Source organism: Mesorhizobium sp. B2-4-17, assembly GCF_006441275.1.
Classification (GTDB): Bacteria; Pseudomonadota; Alphaproteobacteria; order Rhizobiales; family Rhizobiaceae; genus Mesorhizobium.
Window position 1 is genome coordinate 56,683 of sequence record NZ_VFUX01000023.1, and the last position, 18,613, is coordinate 75,295.

Sequence of the window (18,613 nt, forward strand, 5' to 3'; positions counted from 1 at the left end):
CGGGAACCGGGCAAACCAAAGAGAGGAACGAACCATGCGCATGCTCAATTTGACTGCTTTGCTGACGGCGACCGCCGTCGTCACCTCCGCACTCGCCTTCGCCGCCAACGCTGGTGAAGTGCATGTGCTCAACTGGAAGGGTTATGGCGCCGACGAACCCTGGGCCATCGAGGCGTTCGAAAAGGCGACCGGCAACAAGGTCGTCAACGACTTCTTCAATTCCGAACAGGAAATGCTGACCAAGATCCGCACCAATCCGGGTCTCTACGACGTCGTCATGATCAATGCCGCCTTCAACGACCAGGCGATGGCGGAAAAGCTGATCCAGCCGATCGATACCTCAAAACTGCCGAACTATGCCGACATCAGCAAGGACAAGGCCGGGTCGCCGATGCTCGACCATGACGGCAAGGTCTATGGCGTGCCGTGGGTCTGGGGCCTGACGGCGCTCGCCATCAACGAAAAATCCTTCGACAAGCCGCCGACGTCGATCGCCGAGATGTGGAATCCGGCGCACAAGGGCCGCGTCATCATCCGCGACGATGCTGTCGAGGCGGTGCAGTTCGGCGCCATCGCCACCGGCCAGAACATCAACGACATCAAGGATATGGGTGCGGTCAAGACCAAGCTCACCTCGCTGATGCCGCAGATCAAGACCTTCTGGAGCTCGGAGAACGACTGGAACCAGATGGTCGCCTCCAACCAGATCGATATCGGCACCTACTGGAGCGGCTCGGCCGACCGCGCCAAGACCCACTTCAAACTGCCGGTCTCGCTGGTCATCCCGCAGGAAGGCGCCGTCGCCTGGCTCGACGCCTTTTCCATTCCGGTCGGTTCGAAGAACGTCGCCGGCGCCGAGGCCTTCATCAACTACATGATCGACCCGAAATTCTACGTCGAATGGGTCACCAAGGTCGGTGCTCCCGTCTCCGCCAATACCAAGGCGGTGGAAGCGCTGCCCGAAGATGCCTTCAACCGCAAGGTGATGGGCGACCCTGCGGTGGCCAAGCGCATCCAGTTCCAGGCGCCGATCACCGACGCCCAGCGCGAGGCCTACCTTGCGCTCTGGCAGCAACTCAAGGTCGACGTGAAGTAACACCCACATCCGGACCAGCCGGCGGCTCGCGCCGGCTGGTCCTTCAATCCTGGGGAGGAGGGTTATCATGGCAGTGCAGGGGGCAGTTGCGTCACGCGGCGGGCTGAGATCGGCGCTGCCATTGCTGGCGCCGGCCTATCTCTGGCTGACGGTGGCGATCTTCCTGCCTCTTTCCGCCATGGTCTTTTTCTCCTTCATGACCGACTTGCCTTTGTCGGGAAAGCCATGGGCATTCACGCTTGGCAACTATGCCGCATTCTTCTCGCAGAGCCTTTACCTGACATTGCTCCTGGCCTCGCTGCGCCTCGGCCTTGAAGTAACGCTGTGGTGCATCGTCATCGGCTATCCCGCCGCTTACGTGCTGGCCAAGGTGCTGAAGGGACGCAGCCGCGAGGCGATCTTCCTGCTCGTCATCCTGCCGTTCTGGTCGAACGGGCTGGTGCGCATCTTCTCCTGGGCGATGGTTTTACGCGAGGGCGGCATCCTCGACACGGCGCTCAACGCCGTGCTGCCGTTCAAGATCAACATCGACCTCATGTATTCCTATCCGGCGGTCATCATCGGACTGGTGCACTCCTACGTGCCCTATATGGTGCTGACCTGTTATCTCACGCTGCAAGCCATCGACGACTCGCTGATCGAGGCCGGGCGCTCGCTCGGCGCCTCGCGGCTGCAGGTGCTTAAGCGGGTCATCATCCCGCTGTCGATGCCCGGTCTTGTGGCGGGCGCCGCGCTCATCTTCGTGCCGGTCGTCGGCTCCTTCATGGAGCCGCGTATCCTCGGCGGTCGAACCGGCACCTTCTACGGCACCGTCATCGAGGACCAGTTCGTCGCCGTGTTCAACTGGCCGCTTGGGGCGGCGCTGTCCTTCATCCTGCTGGCCGTCGTGCTGGTCATCCTGGCGATCGCGTCGCCGGTGCTGCGGAGGACGACATGATGCCGACCACTCGCATCCTGGAATGGCTCGGCCGGTTCTATATCCTGCTGCTGCTGGCCTTCCTCTATGTGCCGATCATCATCATGGCGCTGATGTCGTTCAACGCCTCGCCCTTCTACCAATTGCCGTTCGAATGGACGACCGAGTGGTACGCTTCGCTGTGGCAGAACGACCAGCTGATCGCGGCCACCTGGAACAGCCTCGAGATCGCCGTCATCACTACGGTCATCTGTGTGGTTCTTGGCACGGCTGCGTCGCTGGCGCTCTTTCGTTACGAGTTTCGCGGCAAGAAATTGCTGCAGGCGCTGCTGTTCCCGCCGATCGCCATTCCGTGGCTGATCACCGGCACGGCGATGCTGATCTTCTTCTTCGGCGTCGGCATCGGGCGCGGCCTGTTCGCCATCCTGCTCGGCCATGTCGCGCTGGCGTTGCCCTATGTCATCGTCGTCGTCTCGGCCCGGCTGCAGACCTTCGCGCCGGAGCTGGAAGAGGCGGCGCGCTCGCTTGGCGCCAATCAGTGGCAGGTGACCAATCGCGTCACGCTGCCCTGGATCATGCCGGGCGTCATCGCCGGCGGGCTGTTCGCCTTTGCGGTTTCGTTCGACCAGTTCGTCGTCTCCTACTTCCTGTCGACGCCGGGACAGACGACGCTGCCGGTCGAAATCTATGCCGCGATCCGCAAGGGTTTTACGCCCGAGATCAATGCGGTCTCGACCATCATTATTGTCGTGTCGATGGCGCTGATGCTGCTCACGGCGCGCTTCTTCAAATTCGGCGGAGAGAAATAATGGCCGGCGTGCAGGTATCGAACGTCTCGCGCAGCTTCGGCGCGCACAAGGCGTTGGACGATGTCTCCATCGATTTCGCCGATGGCGGCTTCTATGCCCTGCTTGGCCCGTCCGGCAGTGGCAAGACCACGCTGCTGCGGCAGATCGCCGGTTTCGACTTTCCCGACTCGGGCCGTATTTCCATCGGCGGCGAGAGCGTCGAGCGGGTGCCGGTGGAAAAGCGGCGCATCGGCATGGTGTTCCAGAATTATGCGCTGTTTCCCAATATGAGTGTCGCCGACAATATCGCCTTCGGCCTGTCGGTGCGCGGCGCGGCGAAGGCTGTGATCGCCACGGAAGTGCAGCGCGCGCTCGACCTCGTGCAACTCGGCAAGCTTGGCGCCCGGCGCCCGCACCAGCTCTCCGGCGGCCAGCGCCAGCGCGTGGCGCTGGCGCGCGCGATCGTCACCAAGCCGCGCGTGCTTTTGCTCGACGAGCCGCTGGGCGCGCTCGACAAGGCGCTGCGCGTCGACATGCAGATCGAGTTGAAGCGCATCCAGCGCGAGATCGGCATTACCACCATCTTCGTCACCCACGACCAGGAAGAAGCGCTGACGATGAGCGACCGCATCGGCATTCTGCGCGACGGCAGGCTGGTGCAGGAAGGACCGCCGGAGGAAATCTACGACCGGCCAAAGAGCGAATTCGCCGCCACCTTCCTCGGCGACGCCAACATCTTTCGCGGCGACGCGACCGGCAACGGTATCCGCCTGCCGGACGGTACGGCCATCGCGGCCGGCGCGGGTGCGACGCTTGCCGCCGGGACCAAGGCGAGTTGTGCCGTGCGGCCCGAACGCATCCGCATCGACACCGATGCCGAGGCCATGGATGCCGCCAATGCCAACATGCTCAAGGGGCAGGTGTCGAAGCGCATCTTCGCCGGCAACAACAGCACCTATTTCGTCGAGCGCGCCGGCCAGACGCTGAAGGTCATCGTCCAGAACACCGGCATGGAGCGGCTGGCGGAAGGCCAGAACGTGGTGCTGCGCTGGTCGCCGGAAAGCACGGTGCTGATTGCTGCGGGTTAGGTCGCTGTCGATAGATGGGCCGCTTGCGTTCCTTCGCGCCCCTCTGTCCTGCCGGACATCTCCCCCACGAGGGGGGGATCGGCTGTCGTCGCCGGTTTCGCGGAATTCCACGTTGCAAAAAGTGCAATAAAGCCGAAGCTGGCAATCTCCCCCCTCGTGGGGGAGATGCCCGGTAGGGCAGAGGGGGCGCTGTCCCGCCATACTGTCGAGTAAGCTTCTGGAGTACCGATGACTTTGGAATTGACTGCCGGAGATCAATCCATGCTCGACGGCGAGCAAGGCCCTTCGGCCGCTGCCGCGATGAAAATCCTGGTCGCCTTCTCCAACGCGGTTGGAGCCGAGAGCCTGCTCGATATCACCGGTGCCCATATCGATGGTTGTCTCTATCATGGCAAGGCGGGGCTCGATTTCGTCGAACGGCTGGTCGAGGGCGGCGGGCGTGTCCGCGTGCCGACGACGCTCAATGTCGGCTCGTTCGACCTCATCCATCCAGGCATGGTGAAGATGGCGGCAGCGGAGGAAGTGCCAGCGCGACGGCTGATGAAGGCGCATCTGGAGCTTGGCTGCGAGGCGACCTTCACCTGCGCGCCCTATCAGACGCGCTTTCGGCCTGGATTCGGCCAGCAGATCGCCTGGGGCGAATCCAACGCCATCGTTTTCGCCAATTCGGTGATCGGCGCGCGCACCAACCGCTATGGCGACTTCATCGATCTGTGCTGCGCCATGACTGGACGCGCGCCGGCCTGGGGCCTGCATCTGAGCGAAAACCGGCGCGGCCGCATCCTGTTCGAACTGGCGGTTGCCGATCCGGAACCGAGCGACAGCCTGTTCGTGGGCATCGGGCTGATCATCGGGCAAGCCAGCGGCGACCGAATTCCTGTCGTCATCGGCCTGCCAAGGCCGCGCGACGAGGATCAGTTGAAGGCGATGGGCGCGGCGGCGGCAACGACCGGCGCGGTGGCGCTGTTTCATGTGGTCGGCATAACGCCGGAAGCGGGAACGCTCGATGAGGCGTTCCAGGGGATGGTGCCCGAGGAGACTATCCGCATCAGCCGTGCCGACATCGATCATGCGTTGGTCAGGCTGTCTGGAGTGGCCGACGGTGCGCCGCTCTCGGCCGTGTCGCTGGGCACGCCGCACTTTTCCCACGAAGAATGGATGCGCCTGTTGCCCATGCTGCGCGAGGTCGCGCCTGGCAAGGGCATTCCGCTCTATGTCAACACCGGGCGGGCGACGCTGGCGCGGCTGCAGGAGGAGGGCGCGCTTGACGGCATGGAGGCGTTCGGCCTGATCCCCGTCGCCGACACCTGCACCTATGTCACCGCGATCCTCGAACGGCTCGACGGCGTGGTTATGACTAATTCCGGCAAATGGGCACATTACGCGCCGGGCAATATCGGCGTGACTGTCGCTTTCGCCGAGATGAGGGATTGCATCCGTTCCGCCGCTGTCGGGCATGTCGTGCGAGGTACGTCATGAGCAAGCTGATCGAACGAGCAGGCAGCTTCCAACTGATCGGCGCAGCAGAGGGACACAGCTTGGTGTTTTCGCAGCCGCTCAGCTTCTGGGGTGGCATAGATGCCGAAACCGGCGACATAACAGATCATTCGCACCCCGGCCTCGGCCAGAACGTCGCCGGCAAGATCCTCGTCATGCCGAGCGGGCGTGGGTCGTCTTCCTCGTCCTCTGTCCTGGCCGAGGCGATCCGCCGGGGCACGGCGCCCGCAGGTATCCTTCTGGAGAGGCCGGACCCGATCCTCGCCGTCGGCGCCATCGTCGCCGAGTTTCTTTACGGGATCAGTATGCCGCTCGTGGTTTGCGACATTGCGGGCATCGCCTCCGGCGGGCGCATTGCGATCGGTGCTGGCGAGGATGGCGGGGCGGTCGTCAGCTTTGTCGATGCCGCGGTCGCTGAGGTTCAATAAGATAGAACATCACTCTTCGACGCCGCGCCCAACTGAGCCGTCCTTTTTGCATTTGAACCTTCGCGGCTCTCACCTCCATTGTGCTGATGGGAAATGATGGTGCAGGCCTTGGCCGATGCCGGGGCCATGGCGTTATATCCAGTTTCTCGGGGAGGATTGGATGGCGAGCATGGGTTTCGAGCCGGACGTCAAGGTGCGCGCCAGGGAATACCGGATCGGCTGCGTCGGCGCCGGTATGATCATGGCCGAGTGCCACCTGGGCGCTTACGCCCAGGCCGAATTTCCAGTGGTGGCGATCGCGTCGCGGACGAAGGCCAGCGCCGAGAAGGTCGCCACACGCTGGGACATCCCGACCGTGCATGACACGCCGGAGCAGCTGATCGAAGACAACAATGTCGAGATCGTCGACCTTGCCTTTCCTCCCGACCAGCAGCCGGCGTTGATCCGCCACGCGCTCAAGCAGAAGCACATCAAGGCGATCCTGGCGCAGAAGCCGTTGGCGCTGTCAGTCGAGGAAGCCGTCAAGCTGCGCGACGAGGCGGCGATTTCAGGCAAGATCCTCTCGGTCAACCAGAACATGCGCTACGACCAGTCGATGCGCGTGCTGAAGCAGATCATCCACAGTGGCGCGCTCGGCGACATCGTCTTCGCGCAGATCGACATGCACGCGATCCCGCACTGGCAAGCCTTCCTCGCCGATTACGACCGGCTCACACTTGCCAATATGAGCGTGCATCATCTCGACGTGCTGCGCTTCCTGTTCGGTGATCCCCTGGAGATCACCACGTTAACGCGCAAGGATCCGCGCACGACGTTCGAGCATTCCGATGGCATCACGGTGTCGACCTTGCGGTTCCCTTCCGGCGTGCTCGCTGTGTCGCTGGAGGATGTGTGGTCCGGGCCCCGTCAGCAGGGCTATCGAGACGATCAGCACATCAACTGGCGCGTCGACGGCACCAAGGGTGTCGCCAAGGGCACGATCGGCTGGCCGACAGGCGTGGCATCGACCTTGACCTATGCCTCGACCGAGACGACCGGCGGAGAATGGGTCAGTCCGAGCTGGGACACGATGTGGTTCCCGCACGCCTTCATCGGCGTGATGGAGCAGCTTCAATATGCCGTAAAGACCGGCACGCCGCCGGCGCTGTCGGTCGCCGACAACGTCAAGACCATGGCGCTGGTCGAAGCCGGCTATCGCTCGATGGCAAAAGGCCGCACCGTCAGGCTCTCCGAAATCTCGACCGACTGAACATCCGGCCACGGATTAGTATGGCCACTGAATCGCTTACCGGGAGGACTTCACCCCATGATGCAGGCAGGTATCTTTACAGGCTATTTTCCTTACGAGCTGGATGAGGCCGCCAGGCGCATCCGCGGGCTCGGTTTCAACACCGTGCAGCTCGACCTGCATTTCAGGGATATCGACCTGTCGGCGGGACAGATCACCAGGGATAAGGCAAAAAAGGTCCGCGATACATTCCGCGACCACAATCTGCCGGTCTGCTGCATTTCAGGCTACACCAACATCATCCATCCCGACAAAGCCGAGCGCGAAAGGCGCGTCGGCTATCTCAAGGAGATCATCCGCAACGCGCGCGATTTCGGCTCGCCCTATGTGATCTCCGAAACCGGCACCTACAACACCGAATCCGACTGGGTGCATCATCCCAGGAACAAGACCGAAGAGGGTTTCGAGGAATGCCGCAAGGTGATCTCCGACCTTGCCCGGACGGCCTATGACCACGGCGCGGTGTTCCTGCTCGAAACCTATGTCAACAATGTCGTCGGCTCGGTCGAGGAGACGGTGAAAATGTTCGCGCAGGTCGATCACCCCGGGCTCGGCCTGTTGATGGACCCGACCAATTATTTCGAGGCCCACAACATCGATCGCATGGACCAGGTGCTGAACCAGGTGTTCGACACGCTGGCCGAAAAGATCAGGATCGCGCACGCCAAGGACGTCAAGCGCTCGGGCGGCGACAAGTCGGAAAAGCATGCGGACATCGGCGACGAGAACGCCCATGAGGGGCTGACATTCCGTGGCGTCGGCGAGATCGAACTGCCCGCTCCTGGTCTCGGCTCGCTCAACTACGATCTCTATCTCAGACGGCTCAGCGAGAAGCACCCGAACATCCCTGTCATCATCGAGCATCTGACCGAGGACGACGTGCCGCGCGCCAAGACATTTCTGGACGGGAAATTCCGCGCCAACGGCCTTTGAGGCCAGCGGGAGAAGACGATGGCGAAGCGCGACTACAGCCTGGTCGGCGAAAGCACACGGATCGCGATCGAGACCGGCCTGGCCTCGGCCGAGTGGTATCACACCGACGTGCCGCGCAAGGCGATGAAGGAGTTGATGCGGCGCTGCGACGGCCCGGCGATCCGCGACACGGCGATCTGGCTCGCGGCGATCCTGGGCTCGGCCGCCGGGATCGTCTGGTTCTGGGGCTCGGGGTGGGTGGTGCCGTTCCTGTTCGTCTACGGCGTGCTCTACGGCTCGTCCAGCGACTCGCGCTGGCATGAATGCGGCCACGGCACGGCGTTCCGCACGCGCTGGATGAACGACGTGGTTTACCACATCGCCTCCTTCATGCTGATGCGCAATCCCGTGCAATGGCGCTGGAGCCATGCCCGCCACCACACCGACACCATCATCGTCGGCCGCGATGCCGAGATTGCCGTCATGCGTCCGCCGGACCTGTTGAAGGCGGCGCTGGCCTTCACCGGCATTCTCGACTTCCGCTATTCGCTGCCGACGCTTGTGCGCCAGGCTTTCGGCACGCTGTCTGACGACGAGAAGAGCTACATCCCGGAGATGGAACAGCACAAGGCCGTGGTCGCGGCCCGCTGGCATGTCGCCATCTATGTCGCGACGATCGCTCTCGCGATCGGGCTTAGATCATGGGTGCCGCTGGTGCTGATCGGTGTGCCGCGCCTCTACGGCACCTGGCATATGGTGACGACCGGCCTGCTGCAGCATATCGGCCTTGCCGACAATGTCGTCGATCACCGGCTCAACACCCGCACCGTCTACATGAACCCGATCAGCCGGTTCATCTACTGGAACATGAACTACCATGTCGAACACCACATGTTCCCGATGGTGCCCTATCACGCGCTGCCAAGGCTGCACGAACTGATCAAGCACGATTTGCCGGAGCCGAACCCGTCGATGTGGCATGCCTATCGCGAGGTCTGGCCGGTGCTGCTCAGGCAGCTGAGATACGAGGACTATTACCTCAAGCGTGAACTGCCGCCGACGGCCAGACCCTATCGCGGCGAGTTCCATGGGGCCGATATGTCGGCGGCGGCCGAGTAGCGATCGCCAATGTCGTGAGGAGCCCGAGATGGCCAATTGGGTTGAAGCGTGCGCGGTGGACGACGTCGAGGAAGAGGATGTCATTCGCTTCGATCATGGCGGCCGCACCTTCGCGGTCTACCGTTCGCCGGATGACGAGTTCTTCGCCACCGACGGCTATTGCACGCATGAGAAGGCGCATCTGGCCGACGGGCTGGTGATGGACGACATCATCGAATGCCCGAAACACAATGGCCGTTTCAACTACAAGACCGGCCAGGCCAAGGGCGCGCCGGTCTGCGTCAATCTTAAGACCTATCCGGTCAAGGTCGAGGCCGGTAAGGTGATGATCGAGATCGACTGATCGGCCGACATGGCCTCCCCCAACACAATGAAGGAACAAAGTTCGATGAGCCGAAAGAGACCGACCGTCGCCGATCTGCGCGCGATGAAGGGTAAGCGCCAACTGACCATGCTGCGTGTTCTGACCCTGGACGAGGCCGAGGCCGCCGAACGGGCAGGGGTCGACATCGTCTCGGTGCCGCCCGAACTGGTGCTCAACCCGCAATACCGCGATGCAGCCCCCAGCCTGTTCACCATGCCGGGCGAGAATTTCTTCGAGATCGGCACGGCGGATGATTTCGTCCGCTGGGCCTTCCGCCTCTACAAGGCCGGCGCCGACGCGGTCTATTGCAGCGCCGGCTACGCCACCATCAAGCGGATGGCCGACGATGCTATCCCCGTTATCGGCCATGTCGGCCTCATTCCATCGCGCGCGACCTGGACCGGTGGCTTCAAGGCCGTCGGCAAGACCGCCGACGCCGCCATGCAGGTTTTCGAGGCGGTGAAGCAACTGGAGGCGGCCGGCGCCATCGGCGCCGAGATCGAAGTGGTGCCGGTCGAGGTGGCGAAGGCGATCTCGGAGCGTACTCCGCTCATCATGCTGTCGATGGGGGCGGGCACGGGCTGCGACGCGCAATATCTGTTCGCCGAGGATATTCTTGGCCAGAACCGTGGTCACATGCCCCGCCACTCCAAAGTCTATCGCAACTTCGCCGCCGAGTATGACCGGCTGCAAGCGGAGCGGACGGCCGCATTCTCCGAATATGTCGCCGACGTCAACAGCGGCGCCTATCCCGAGGACAGGCACATCGTGCACATGGATCCGGCCGAGCTACGCCTGTTCCTGGACAAGGTCAGCCTGATGTAAGGTCCAATTCCCGCTGGCAAGCGCGGCATGCAGCGCTTCGGCGTCGATGCCGAGCGGCCTGTCCTCCTTCAGCACCGGGACGAGCGCACGGATCCCCGCGTGGACGGCCGATATACGTGGTGCCAGCACCAGCCCTTCACGCAGGTCGACGGCCTGGGCGGCGGCCATCAGTTCGAAGGCGATCAGCCGCCGCCACAGCACGATCATCCCGGCGCATTTCGCAATGGCGAGCGGCGACTGGGTCGCGTGGTCCTCGACACCTTCCGACACAGGGAGAAAGTCGAGCATAACCGGATTGGCCTTGTGGCGGATGGCGGCCAGGATCGATGTCGCCGTCTTCTGCAGCGGCACGAAGCCGGCCGATGCGCCGCCCACCGGCGACAGATATTTGGGCAGGCCGTTGCGGCCAGAACCGGTGAGCTGGATCAGACGTGCGACGCAGGCGGCCGCGCATTGCGCGATCGCCAGACTGAGCGTCTCGAAGGCGAGCGACAGGGCAGCCGTGTGGAAATTGCCTGTCGACATCACCACGCCGTCGTCGCCGAGCACCAGCGGGTTGTCGGCCGCGGCATTGAGCTCGATCTCGACGGCCCGCTTTGCCTGGGCGATTGCGTCGATCAGCGCACCGTGGATCGATGGCATGCAGCGGATCGAGAGCGGGTCCTGCAGGGTTGTCGGCGCCGGTGCCTCGTCGCGGGCGAGAAGATCATGCAGCGCCTTGGCGGCTTCCTGCTGGCCGGCCGCCGGGCGTGCCATGTGCAGGCGCGGATCAAGGATGGTGCGGTTGGCGCCGATGCCTTCCATGGTCAGCGCGCCGGCCTGCTGCTGCTGGACAAGGGCCGACAGCGTATCCGTCACCACGAGCGCGCCGCTGCCGGCGGAGACCGCCGAGGCGTTGACGAGCGACAGCCCGTCCTTGGGCGCCAGGCGGATCGGGGCAAGGCGGGCCATCATCAGCGCCTTTGCCGCCGGCATTCGTCGTCCCTGATAATCGGCCTCGCCTTCACCGATCAGCAGGCGGGCGAGCGCGGTCATCAGCACGAGGTCGCCGGCGCCGATGGAACCGAGCGACGGCATCACCGGATGGACACCGGCATTGAGGGCGTCGACCAAAGCGACGAACACGGCAGGCGAAAGGCCGGAGCCACCGGCCGAAAGCATCGATGCGCGCGCGACCATGGTGGCGCGGACAGTCTCGGTCGGCAGCGTTTCGCCGACCGCTCCGCTGCGCCCTTCCAGCAATTGGCGCTGGAAAGCGCTGGCGTCGCCTTCGACCGTCGTGCCGAGATTGGCGCCAAGTCCGGTGTTCAGGCCATAGATATGCTGGCCAGAGGCGGCGGCATGATCGAGCACTTTTCGCGCCTTTTCCAACCTGCCGATGACATCGGGTCCGATTTCCACCTTGCGCGCTTCACGGGCGACCGCGGCGACATCGCCTGTGCCGATGCGGGCTCCGGTGAGGACCAGCGCGCTCATGCGAAGCGCAGCCTCTGGCCGATGCCTTGGGCTTGCGCCTTGGACAGCATCGCCTTTCCGAGCGCAATGTCGGAGAGCGACAGGCCGCGATGCCAGAACAGGATTGTTTCGTCGTCGCTTTCGCGACCCGGCTTTAGACCGGCGGCGATCTGGCCAAGCTCGGCATCCAGCGTCTTTTCGCTGAGCCGCCCGGTCTCGACATGGGCCCGCAGCGAGCCGAACTTGCCGCCCTTGCACTGGCCCCAATCGTCGACGACCATCTTCTGCATGATGTCGGTCAGCGACAGTTCCACCGCGCTCATCGTGCCATAGGGTATCACAAGCGCGCCGGGCTTGATCCATTCGGTCTTGAGTAGCGGCTGCGGCTCCGGCAGACGCGAGGCCTCGACGACGATGTCCGCTCCCTTGACGCAGCCTTCCCAGTCGGCCACCGCCGTTACCGTCTTGCCGAGATCGGCCGACAGTTTGGCGGCAAAGCCGTCGCGGCTTTCCGGGCGGCGCGAATGGACGCGGATCTCGTCGAAGTCGAAGAGATGGTCGAGCAGGCGCACGTTCCAATAGGCCGTGCCGCGCGCGCCGATATGGGCCAGCACCTTGGAATTCCTGCGCGCCAGATGCTTGGCGCCGATCGCGGTGACCGCGCCGGTGCGCATGTCGGTGATGACGGTGGCGTCGAGAATGGCGCGCGGCGTGCCGGTGCGCGGATCGAACAGATTGAGGATGCCGAACTCGGACGGCAGTCCGTGCAGATAGTTGTCGACATAATCGCCGACAATCTTCACGCCCGCCGCATCGAGCGGCGCCACATAGCCGCGCAGCACGTTGAAATGGCCGTGGAAGGACGGGTCGGGCTCCAAGTGGACGCGCGGCTCGATCACCGTCTGGCCCTTGCCCTGCGCCACGAGCCCGGCCTCGACCGCGCCGATGATTTCCGCATCGGTCATGGCAAGGGCGTCGATGTCGAAGGCATTGAGATAGTCGATATAGATGGGCTTCATGCGCGCACTGTTCCTCGGGAGCCCCCACTCCCTCCATAACAGGCAAACAGGCGATACGAAAGTTTGTTGGATAACCTATGGACTGAGCCAGCCGGATGCTGGTCAAACCGGGTCGTCATGACTGCTCTTTCCCAAGACGAAGCCCCACCTCAACCGACGACGACAGCAGCAACAAACGCGCGGCGCGTGGCGCTGATCGTTGCCATCGCCTTCTTCATGCAACTGCTGGATTCGACGATCATCTCGACGTCGCTGCCGCAGATGGGCGCCTCCTTTGGCGTGCCGGCAGTGGCGATGAGCATCGGCATCACCGTCTACATGCTGACCATGGCGGTGTTCGTGCCGCTATCGGGCTGGCTCGCCGACCGGTTCGGCGCGCGCAACATTTTCCTCGTCGCGATCGCGCTGTTCACGCTGGCCTCGCTCGCCTGCGGCTTCTCCCGGAACCTGACAGAATTCGTCGCCGCACGCGCCGTGCAGGGCCTGGGCAGCGCGCTGATGACGCCGGTCGGGCGCATTCTTGTCTTGCGCAATGCGTCGAAATCCGAACTGCTCAACGCCACCGCGCTGATCACCTGGCCGGCGCTGTTCGCGCCCGTGGTCGGGCCTGTGCTTGGCGGCTTCATCACCGCCTATCTGTCCTGGCACTGGAATTTCTTCATCAACATCCCGCTTGGGCTGATCGGGCTGGGGCTTGTCGCCCGCTTCATCCCCGGCGACCGTGAGGCCGACCTCAAGCCGCTCGATTGGCCGGGATTTTTCCTGACCTCGCTCGGGCTCGCCTGCCTCCTCTACGGCCTCGAGCGCATCGCGCATCCCGAGGATGGCATGCTCCCGACGGTGCTGCTGATCGCGGCGGGGATCGTCGTCGGCTGGCTGGCGGTGCGGCATCTCCGGCACGCGCCGCATCCGCTGCTCGACTTCTCCTCGTTCAAGGTGCAGACCTTCGCCATCTCCACGCTTGCCGCCGGCACCATCTTCCGGGTGGCGATCAACGCCATGCCGTTCCTGCTGCCGCTTTTGTTCCAGGTCGGCTTCGGCCTCTCGCCCGTCGATGCCGGCATGATGATCCTGGCCTATTTCCTCGGCAATCTCGGCATGAAGACGGTGACCACCCCGATGCTGCGGCGTTTCGGTTTTCGCTCGGTGATGGTCGTCAACGGCATCATCGCCTCGGCCTCGATCATGGCTTGCGGAGCGATCTCGCCGCAGACGCCGCAGGTCCTGATAGTCGTGCTGATGCTGATCGCCGGCCTGTCGCGTTCGATGCAGTTCACCGCGCTCAACACGCTGGCCTTTGCCGATATCGCCGCGGCGCAGCGCAGTTCGGCGGCGACGCTGTCGTCGATGCTGCAGCAGGTGGCGATGCTGTTCGGCGTCGCCGTGGCGGCGGCGATCCTCAACCTATCCCAGATCGCCAGGGATGGGCCGGCACTCGACCTCGTCGATTTTCGAATCGCCTTTCTGGCGATCGGCGCCATCGGGCTGGTGGCGGCGCTCCGTTTCCTCGTGCTGCCGCAAGGGGCAGGTGCCGAGGTTTCCGGCCACGCGGCGAGGAATTGAAATCGAATTTTCCGGTCGACGCGTAGGTGAATTCCGCACCGATCGTTTGCCTTGATGCGATGCTTTCGCGCATCCCGATCTCGTCAACAATTTCTGGCGCGGGCTGGCCAATGATCCGGTGTCGACGGCGAATGATTGCTCCTACTGTGTCCGCTCGCACACGTACTGTGTCTACTCGCACACGGCGGCGGCGCGGGCCATGGGCATGACCGAGGCGCGGCATGGCGAGCTGGTTCGATCATCGGCTGGCCGCCCAGACCGATCATCTGGTTACGGGATGCAGATTCCGGTCGATCCGCAATTCGAAGTGAAGTGAGATGAGGCTTCCCATCTCCCACAAGGGAAAAGGGATCAGCAGCCACGCCGCCAGCCGGCCGATATGCACGGCGAGAACTTTTGTCCCCATGCTGTTAAGGAAGTGACATGTAACGGCACTATGGAAGCCTCACGCGAAGTGGTCGCCTGGGGTTCTCCAGCGTCGGCCCCGCAGTGGAGCCGTCATGAAAATCGTTCAGATCACCGACACCCATTTCAGCCCGACCAAGCCACACTTCAATGGCAATTGGCAGCCGCTGGTGGCCTGGATCGAGCAGAGCGGCGCCGACCTTGTCATCCACACGGGCGACCTCAGTGTCGACGGCGCCGACAGGGACGATGACATCGCCTTCTGCATGGATCTGATGCAGGAAATCGCGAAGCCGATGCTGATCGTGCCCGGCAATCACGATGTTGGCCATCTGCCCGGATCGCTGCAGCCGGTCAATGCCGGGCGGCTCGATCGCTGGCGCCGGCTGGTCGGCCCCGACTACTGGATGGAGGACGCCGGAAGCTGGCGGCTCGTCGGGATCGACAGCCTGCTGATGGGTTTCGACGACGCCGAGGAAGAGGCGCAGTTCGAATGGCTGCGGACCATACTGGAAAGCCGCGGCGGCCGGCGCGTCGCGCTCTTCGCCCACAAGCCGCTCTTTATCGACGAACCGGGTGAGGGCGATACCGGCTACTGGAGCGTCCGCCCGGCACACCGCCAACGCCTCTACGATCTGATCGCCGCTCACGATGTCGCGCTGTTTGCAAGCGGTCACCTGCACCGGGCGTGGCAAGGCAAATACGATAACACGTCACTGGTGTGGGGCCCGTCGGCGGCCTTCGTCGTCGGCGACATGGAACGCGATATGCCGGGCGAGCGGCTGCTCGGCGCCGTCATGCATGATTTCGGCGACACGGTCTCCAGCGAGATCGTCGCTATTCCAGGCATGACCATTCACGTCCTCGACGATGTGGTCGAGGAGGTCTATCCGCACGAGGCGCACAAGGTTCGCAAGAAGGTCGTATCATGAGCGCGCTCTCGCTTCGCGGCCTGAAAAAGTCGTTTGGCGGCAACGCCATCCTGAATGGAATCAGCCTCGATGTGGAACCCGGCGAGTTCATCGCTCTCGTCGGTCCTTCGGGTTGCGGCAAGAGCACCTTGCTGCGTATCCTGGCAGGGCTCGACCATGCCGACAGTGGCGAAATCGTCGTCGGCGGCAAGGACATGTCTCCGGTCGCCGCGGCCGACCGCAACATCGCCATGGTGTTCCAGTCCTACGCGCTCTATCCGCATCTCACCGCCGGCCAGAACATCGCGGTTCCCTTGGCCATGAAGCGGCTGAGCGGGGGCCAGCGCTTGCCGGTGATCGGCTCATTGCTGCCTGGCCAGAAGGATATTCGCGCCGGTATTTCACGCGACGTGCGCGAAATGGCGACTGTCTTGAAGATCGATCATCTGCTCGACCGCAAGCCGGGGCAGATGTCGGGTGGCCAGCGGCAGCGCGTGGCGCTGGCGCGCGCCATGGTGCGGCAGCCCAGCATCTTCCTGATGGACGAGCCGCTTTCCAACCTCGACGCGAATCTGCGCGTCCATGCGCGCGGCGAGATCGTCGAACTGCACCGCCGCGCCGGCGTGCCGACGCTCTATGTGACGCACGACCAGGCCGAGGCACTTTCGATGGCCGACCGTGTGGCGGTGATGATCGGCGGCAATCTGCTGCAGCTGGCCGCGCCCGATGTGATATACAACGATCCCGCCCATATCGAGGTCGCGCGTTTCGTCGGCCAGCCGAGGATCAACATCGTCCAGGCGCAGGCCGAAAGCGGCCGCGTCGGCTTCGAGGGCATCCGGCTGGCCCTGCTGGAGAAGGTGGCGACCGGCCCGGTCAGCCTCGGCATCCGGCCCGAATTCGTGAAGCTGTCACCGAACGGGCGGAGCGGCATTGCCGGGCGGATCGAGCGTCTCGAATTCCTCGGGTCGGAAGTCATTGCCCATTGCCGGCTCGACGCCTCCGGCGAGACCGTCATCGCCAAGCTCGTGCCGCACGAGGCGAGGGAACTGATCGCGGGAATGCCGGTGGGCGTCCTTGTGTCCATCGAACAGGCCATGGTCTTTGGACCGGAGGGAAGGCGCCTGCGCATCGCCGGCACGACGGGCGCGCGGCAGGAGCCGGCCTATGTCTAGCGTTGCGGTGGCGGGCAGGGTCCCGAGTGCCGCCGCGCTTCGGCAGCGCAGCGAAGACCGGACCGCCTGGCTGCTGGCATTGCCGGCCATCGTGCTGTTGCTGTTGTTCGTGCTCTTGCCCGTGGCCGCCGTCATCTTCCTCGGCTTCACCGATTTCGAGCTCGGCTATGGCAAGTTTCGCCTGGTCGGCTTCGAGAATTACGCACATCTGCTGGGCGACCGCACCTTTCGTCGATCGCTGTGGAACACATCGGTCTATACGGCGCTCGTCGCGCCGGTCTCGATCGTGCTTGGCCTGGGCGTCGCGCTGCTGATCGAAGGCGAGGGGCGCGCGCGCGGCTTCTTCCGCACCGTTTACTTCCTGCCCGTCGCCTCCCTGATCGTCGCCATGGCGACTGTCTGGCAATATATCTTCCACCCGACGATCGGGCCGCTCAACGCGCTGCTTTCGCTGGCCGGCATTCCCGGCCCGAACTGGCTCGGCGCGTCGAATACCGTCCTCTACAGCCTGTCGATCATCGGAATCTGGCAGTCGGTCGGCTTCAACATGGTGCTGTTCCTGGCCGGCCTGACGGCGATCCCGCGCGAGCTCTACGCCGCTGCTCACGTCGACGGCGCGAGATCGGCGCTCGACCGGTTCTTCCTGGTCACCTGGCCGATGCTCGGACCGACGACGCTGTTCGTCGTCACCATCAGCATCACCAATGCGGTGAAGGTTTTCGAAACGGTGAAGATGCTGACCGATGGCGGCCCCAACAAGGCCTCCGAAGTGCTGCTCTTCACCATCTACCAGGAGGGTTTCGTCTATCTGCGCGTCGGCTACGCCTCGGCGATGACCGTCGTCTTCCTGGCGATCCTGGTCGTGCTGATGCTTCTGCAATACCGCGTGCTCGACCGGCGGGTGCACTACACATGACAAGCACCGCCATCCCCGCAGGCCGCATCATCCGCTTCGCGCTGCTTTCGCTTGGCGCGCTGATGATCCTCGCGCCCTACATCTTCATGATCTCGACGGCGGGCAAGACGCAGAGCGACATCTTCACGTCGTCGCTGTCGCTCATCCCCCAGCATTTCTACTTCGCCGAGAATTTCGCCAAGGCGCTCAACAAGGTGCCCATGGCAACGCTTTTGTGGAACGGCGTGGTGGTGTGCGGCCTGATCTTCTTCTTCCAGGTCGCGGTCGCGATCCCTTGCGCCTACGCCATGGCCAAGCTGAAGTTCCGGGCCGCGCGGCTGATGATGGTGCTGGTCATGCTCGGCCTGCTGGTGCCGATCCATGCGACGGCGCTGCCGCTTTATGTCGCCTTCGACAGGCTGTCCCTGCTCAACAGCTACACCGCGCTGGTGGCGCCGTTCACCATATCGGTGTTCGCGATCTTCATGTTCCTGCAGTTCTTCCGCGCCATGCCCGACGACCTGCTGCACGCGGCACGGCTCGACGGAATGTCCGAGCTCGGCATCGTCGCGCGCGTCATCGTGCCCAATGCATGGCCGGCCGTCACCGCATTCGCGATCTTTTCCGTCGTTGCGCACTGGAACGATCTCTACTGGCCGCTGATCGTCGTCAGCAAGCAGGCCTACGCCACGCCGCCGCTCGGCCTGATGTATTTCCGGGCCGCCGAGGCCGGCGACGACTATGGCGCGCTGATGGCAGCCACGCTGATCATCACCCTTCCTCTCGTCGCCGCCTTCCTGCTCGCGCAGAAGCGGTTCGTCGAAGGGATCACCATGACCGGTCTCAAAGGCTGACCGGACCAACAAGGA

General features: G+C 63.7%; 18 protein-coding genes and 1 pseudogene. 17 read left to right on the forward strand and 2 right to left on the reverse strand.

Features of this window, described 5'->3' with window-relative positions; genetic code table 11:
- Positions 1–34 precede the first annotated feature (34 nt).
- From FJ548_RS18960 to FJ548_RS19015, 11 genes are all read left to right on the forward strand, one after another.
- The gene (locus FJ548_RS18960; RefSeq protein WP_140695093.1) at positions 35–1,096 is read left to right on the forward strand and encodes an ABC transporter substrate-binding protein; all 1,062 of its coding nucleotides are present in this window, start codon (positions 35–37) and stop codon (positions 1,094–1,096) included.
- A 67-nt stretch (positions 1,097–1,163) separates the two neighbouring features.
- Entirely contained in the window at positions 1,164–2,033 is an 870-nt protein-coding gene (locus tag FJ548_RS18965; protein WP_181165567.1) for an ABC transporter permease, read from the forward strand.
- Complete coding sequence (locus FJ548_RS18970; protein ID WP_140695180.1) at positions 2,033–2,821, forward strand: ABC transporter permease; 789 nt, start codon at positions 2,033–2,035, stop codon at positions 2,819–2,821. The genes FJ548_RS18965 and FJ548_RS18970 overlap by 1 nt, the downstream gene beginning before the upstream one ends.
- A complete protein-coding gene (locus tag FJ548_RS18975) occupies positions 2,821–3,888 on the forward strand; it encodes an ABC transporter ATP-binding protein (protein ID WP_140695095.1) in 1,068 nt (355 codons plus the stop codon). The genes FJ548_RS18970 and FJ548_RS18975 overlap by 1 nt, the downstream gene beginning before the upstream one ends.
- Positions 3,889–4,116: 228 nt before the next feature.
- Positions 4,117–5,367, forward strand: coding sequence for an aconitase X (locus FJ548_RS18985; protein ID WP_140778661.1), 1,251 nt, complete (start codon positions 4,117–4,119; stop codon positions 5,365–5,367).
- Complete coding sequence (locus FJ548_RS18990) at positions 5,364–5,813, forward strand: DUF126 domain-containing protein (protein WP_140609039.1); 450 nt, start codon at positions 5,364–5,366, stop codon at positions 5,811–5,813. The genes FJ548_RS18985 and FJ548_RS18990 overlap by 4 nt, the downstream gene beginning before the upstream one ends.
- 160 nt (positions 5,814–5,973) lie before the next feature.
- Entirely contained in the window at positions 5,974–7,062 is a 1,089-nt protein-coding gene (locus FJ548_RS18995; RefSeq protein ID WP_140609037.1) for a Gfo/Idh/MocA family oxidoreductase, read from the forward strand.
- Positions 7,063–7,119: 57 nt separating this feature from the next.
- Positions 7,120–8,034 (forward strand): sugar phosphate isomerase/epimerase, encoded by a 915-nt coding sequence (locus tag FJ548_RS19000; protein WP_140609035.1) that lies wholly within the window; start codon positions 7,120–7,122, stop codon positions 8,032–8,034.
- 18 nt (positions 8,035–8,052) lie between these two features.
- The gene (locus FJ548_RS19005; protein ID WP_140609033.1) at positions 8,053–9,132 is read left to right on the forward strand and encodes a fatty acid desaturase family protein; all 1,080 of its coding nucleotides are present in this window, start codon (positions 8,053–8,055) and stop codon (positions 9,130–9,132) included.
- Positions 9,133–9,160: 28 nt separating this feature from the next.
- Positions 9,161–9,475, forward strand: coding sequence for a MocE family 2Fe-2S type ferredoxin (locus FJ548_RS19010; RefSeq protein ID WP_140695105.1), 315 nt, complete (start codon positions 9,161–9,163; stop codon positions 9,473–9,475).
- 45 nt (positions 9,476–9,520) lie between these two features.
- Positions 9,521–10,321 (forward strand): 3-methyl-2-oxobutanoate hydroxymethyltransferase, encoded by an 801-nt coding sequence (locus tag FJ548_RS19015; RefSeq protein ID WP_140695108.1) that lies wholly within the window; start codon positions 9,521–9,523, stop codon positions 10,319–10,321.
- Here FJ548_RS19015 and hutH read toward each other — a convergent pair.
- Both hutH and FJ548_RS19025 read right to left on the reverse strand, forming a co-directional pair.
- Complete coding sequence (hutH, locus tag FJ548_RS19020) at positions 10,286–11,797, reverse strand: histidine ammonia-lyase (RefSeq protein WP_140778662.1); 1,512 nt, start codon at positions 11,795–11,797, stop codon at positions 10,286–10,288. The genes FJ548_RS19015 and hutH overlap by 36 nt on opposite strands.
- Positions 11,794–12,795, reverse strand: coding sequence for an ornithine cyclodeaminase family protein (locus tag FJ548_RS19025; RefSeq protein ID WP_140778663.1), 1,002 nt, complete (start codon positions 12,793–12,795; stop codon positions 11,794–11,796). Before FJ548_RS19025 ends, hutH begins: the two co-directional genes overlap by 4 nt.
- A 117-nt stretch (positions 12,796–12,912) precedes the next feature.
- Here FJ548_RS19025 and FJ548_RS19030 point away from each other — a divergent pair, with 117 nt between their 5' ends.
- From FJ548_RS19030 to FJ548_RS19055, 6 genes and pseudogenes are all read left to right on the forward strand, one after another.
- Positions 12,913–14,358, forward strand: a complete 1,446-nt coding sequence (locus FJ548_RS19030; RefSeq protein WP_140778664.1) for a DHA2 family efflux MFS transporter permease subunit — start codon at positions 12,913–12,915, stop codon at positions 14,356–14,358.
- A gap of 76 nt (positions 14,359–14,434) precedes the next feature.
- Positions 14,435–14,674, forward strand: a pseudogene (locus tag FJ548_RS30515) (carboxymuconolactone decarboxylase family protein); the annotation flags it as partial.
- Positions 14,675–14,858: 184 nt separating this feature from the next.
- A complete protein-coding gene (locus FJ548_RS19040) occupies positions 14,859–15,695 on the forward strand; it encodes a metallophosphoesterase (RefSeq protein WP_140778665.1) in 837 nt (278 codons plus the stop codon).
- Entirely contained in the window at positions 15,692–16,849 is a 1,158-nt protein-coding gene (locus FJ548_RS19045; protein ID WP_140778666.1) for an ABC transporter ATP-binding protein, read from the forward strand. The genes FJ548_RS19040 and FJ548_RS19045 overlap by 4 nt, the downstream gene beginning before the upstream one ends.
- Entirely contained in the window at positions 16,842–17,765 is a 924-nt protein-coding gene (locus tag FJ548_RS19050) for a sugar ABC transporter permease (RefSeq protein ID WP_140695123.1), read from the forward strand. The genes FJ548_RS19045 and FJ548_RS19050 overlap by 8 nt, the downstream gene beginning before the upstream one ends.
- A complete protein-coding gene (locus FJ548_RS19055; protein WP_140778667.1) occupies positions 17,762–18,598 on the forward strand; it encodes a carbohydrate ABC transporter permease in 837 nt (278 codons plus the stop codon). Before FJ548_RS19050 ends, FJ548_RS19055 begins: the two co-directional genes overlap by 4 nt.
- Positions 18,599–18,613 lie beyond the last annotated feature (15 nt).

What these genes read in the sequence shown, in the direction of transcription:
- FJ548_RS18990 (WP_140609039.1), top strand. Translation starts at nt 5,364, where the DNA reads ATGAGCAAGCTGATCGAACGAGCAGGCAGCTTCCAACTGATCGGCGCA.
- FJ548_RS18985 (WP_140778661.1), top strand. Translation starts at nt 4,117, where the DNA reads ATGACTTTGGAATTGACTGCCGGAGATCAATCCATGCTCGACGGCGAG.
- FJ548_RS19025 (WP_140778663.1), bottom strand. Translation starts at nt 12,795, where the DNA reads ATGAAGCCCATCTATATCGACTATCTCAATGCCTTCGACATCGACGCC.
- FJ548_RS19045 (WP_140778666.1), top strand. Translation starts at nt 15,692, where the DNA reads ATGAGCGCGCTCTCGCTTCGCGGCCTGAAAAAGTCGTTTGGCGGCAAC.
- FJ548_RS19015 (WP_140695108.1), top strand. Translation starts at nt 9,521, where the DNA reads ATGAGCCGAAAGAGACCGACCGTCGCCGATCTGCGCGCGATGAAGGGT.
- FJ548_RS18970 (WP_140695180.1), top strand. Translation starts at nt 2,033, where the DNA reads ATGCCGACCACTCGCATCCTGGAATGGCTCGGCCGGTTCTATATCCTG.
- FJ548_RS18975 (WP_140695095.1), top strand. Translation starts at nt 2,821, where the DNA reads ATGGCCGGCGTGCAGGTATCGAACGTCTCGCGCAGCTTCGGCGCGCAC.
- FJ548_RS19040 (WP_140778665.1), top strand. Translation starts at nt 14,859, where the DNA reads ATGAAAATCGTTCAGATCACCGACACCCATTTCAGCCCGACCAAGCCA.
- FJ548_RS19010 (WP_140695105.1), top strand. Translation starts at nt 9,161, where the DNA reads ATGGCCAATTGGGTTGAAGCGTGCGCGGTGGACGACGTCGAGGAAGAG.
- FJ548_RS18965 (WP_181165567.1), top strand. Translation starts at nt 1,164, where the DNA reads ATGGCAGTGCAGGGGGCAGTTGCGTCACGCGGCGGGCTGAGATCGGCG.
- FJ548_RS19000 (WP_140609035.1), top strand. Translation starts at nt 7,120, where the DNA reads ATGATGCAGGCAGGTATCTTTACAGGCTATTTTCCTTACGAGCTGGAT.
- FJ548_RS19005 (WP_140609033.1), top strand. Translation starts at nt 8,053, where the DNA reads ATGGCGAAGCGCGACTACAGCCTGGTCGGCGAAAGCACACGGATCGCG.
- FJ548_RS18995 (WP_140609037.1), top strand. Translation starts at nt 5,974, where the DNA reads ATGGCGAGCATGGGTTTCGAGCCGGACGTCAAGGTGCGCGCCAGGGAA.
- FJ548_RS19030 (WP_140778664.1), top strand. Translation starts at nt 12,913, where the DNA reads ATGACTGCTCTTTCCCAAGACGAAGCCCCACCTCAACCGACGACGACA.
- FJ548_RS19055 (WP_140778667.1), top strand. Translation starts at nt 17,762, where the DNA reads ATGACAAGCACCGCCATCCCCGCAGGCCGCATCATCCGCTTCGCGCTG.
- FJ548_RS18960 (WP_140695093.1), top strand. Translation starts at nt 35, where the DNA reads ATGCGCATGCTCAATTTGACTGCTTTGCTGACGGCGACCGCCGTCGTC.
- FJ548_RS19050 (WP_140695123.1), top strand. Translation starts at nt 16,842, where the DNA reads ATGTCTAGCGTTGCGGTGGCGGGCAGGGTCCCGAGTGCCGCCGCGCTT.
- hutH (WP_140778662.1), bottom strand. Translation starts at nt 11,797, where the DNA reads ATGAGCGCGCTGGTCCTCACCGGAGCCCGCATCGGCACAGGCGATGTC.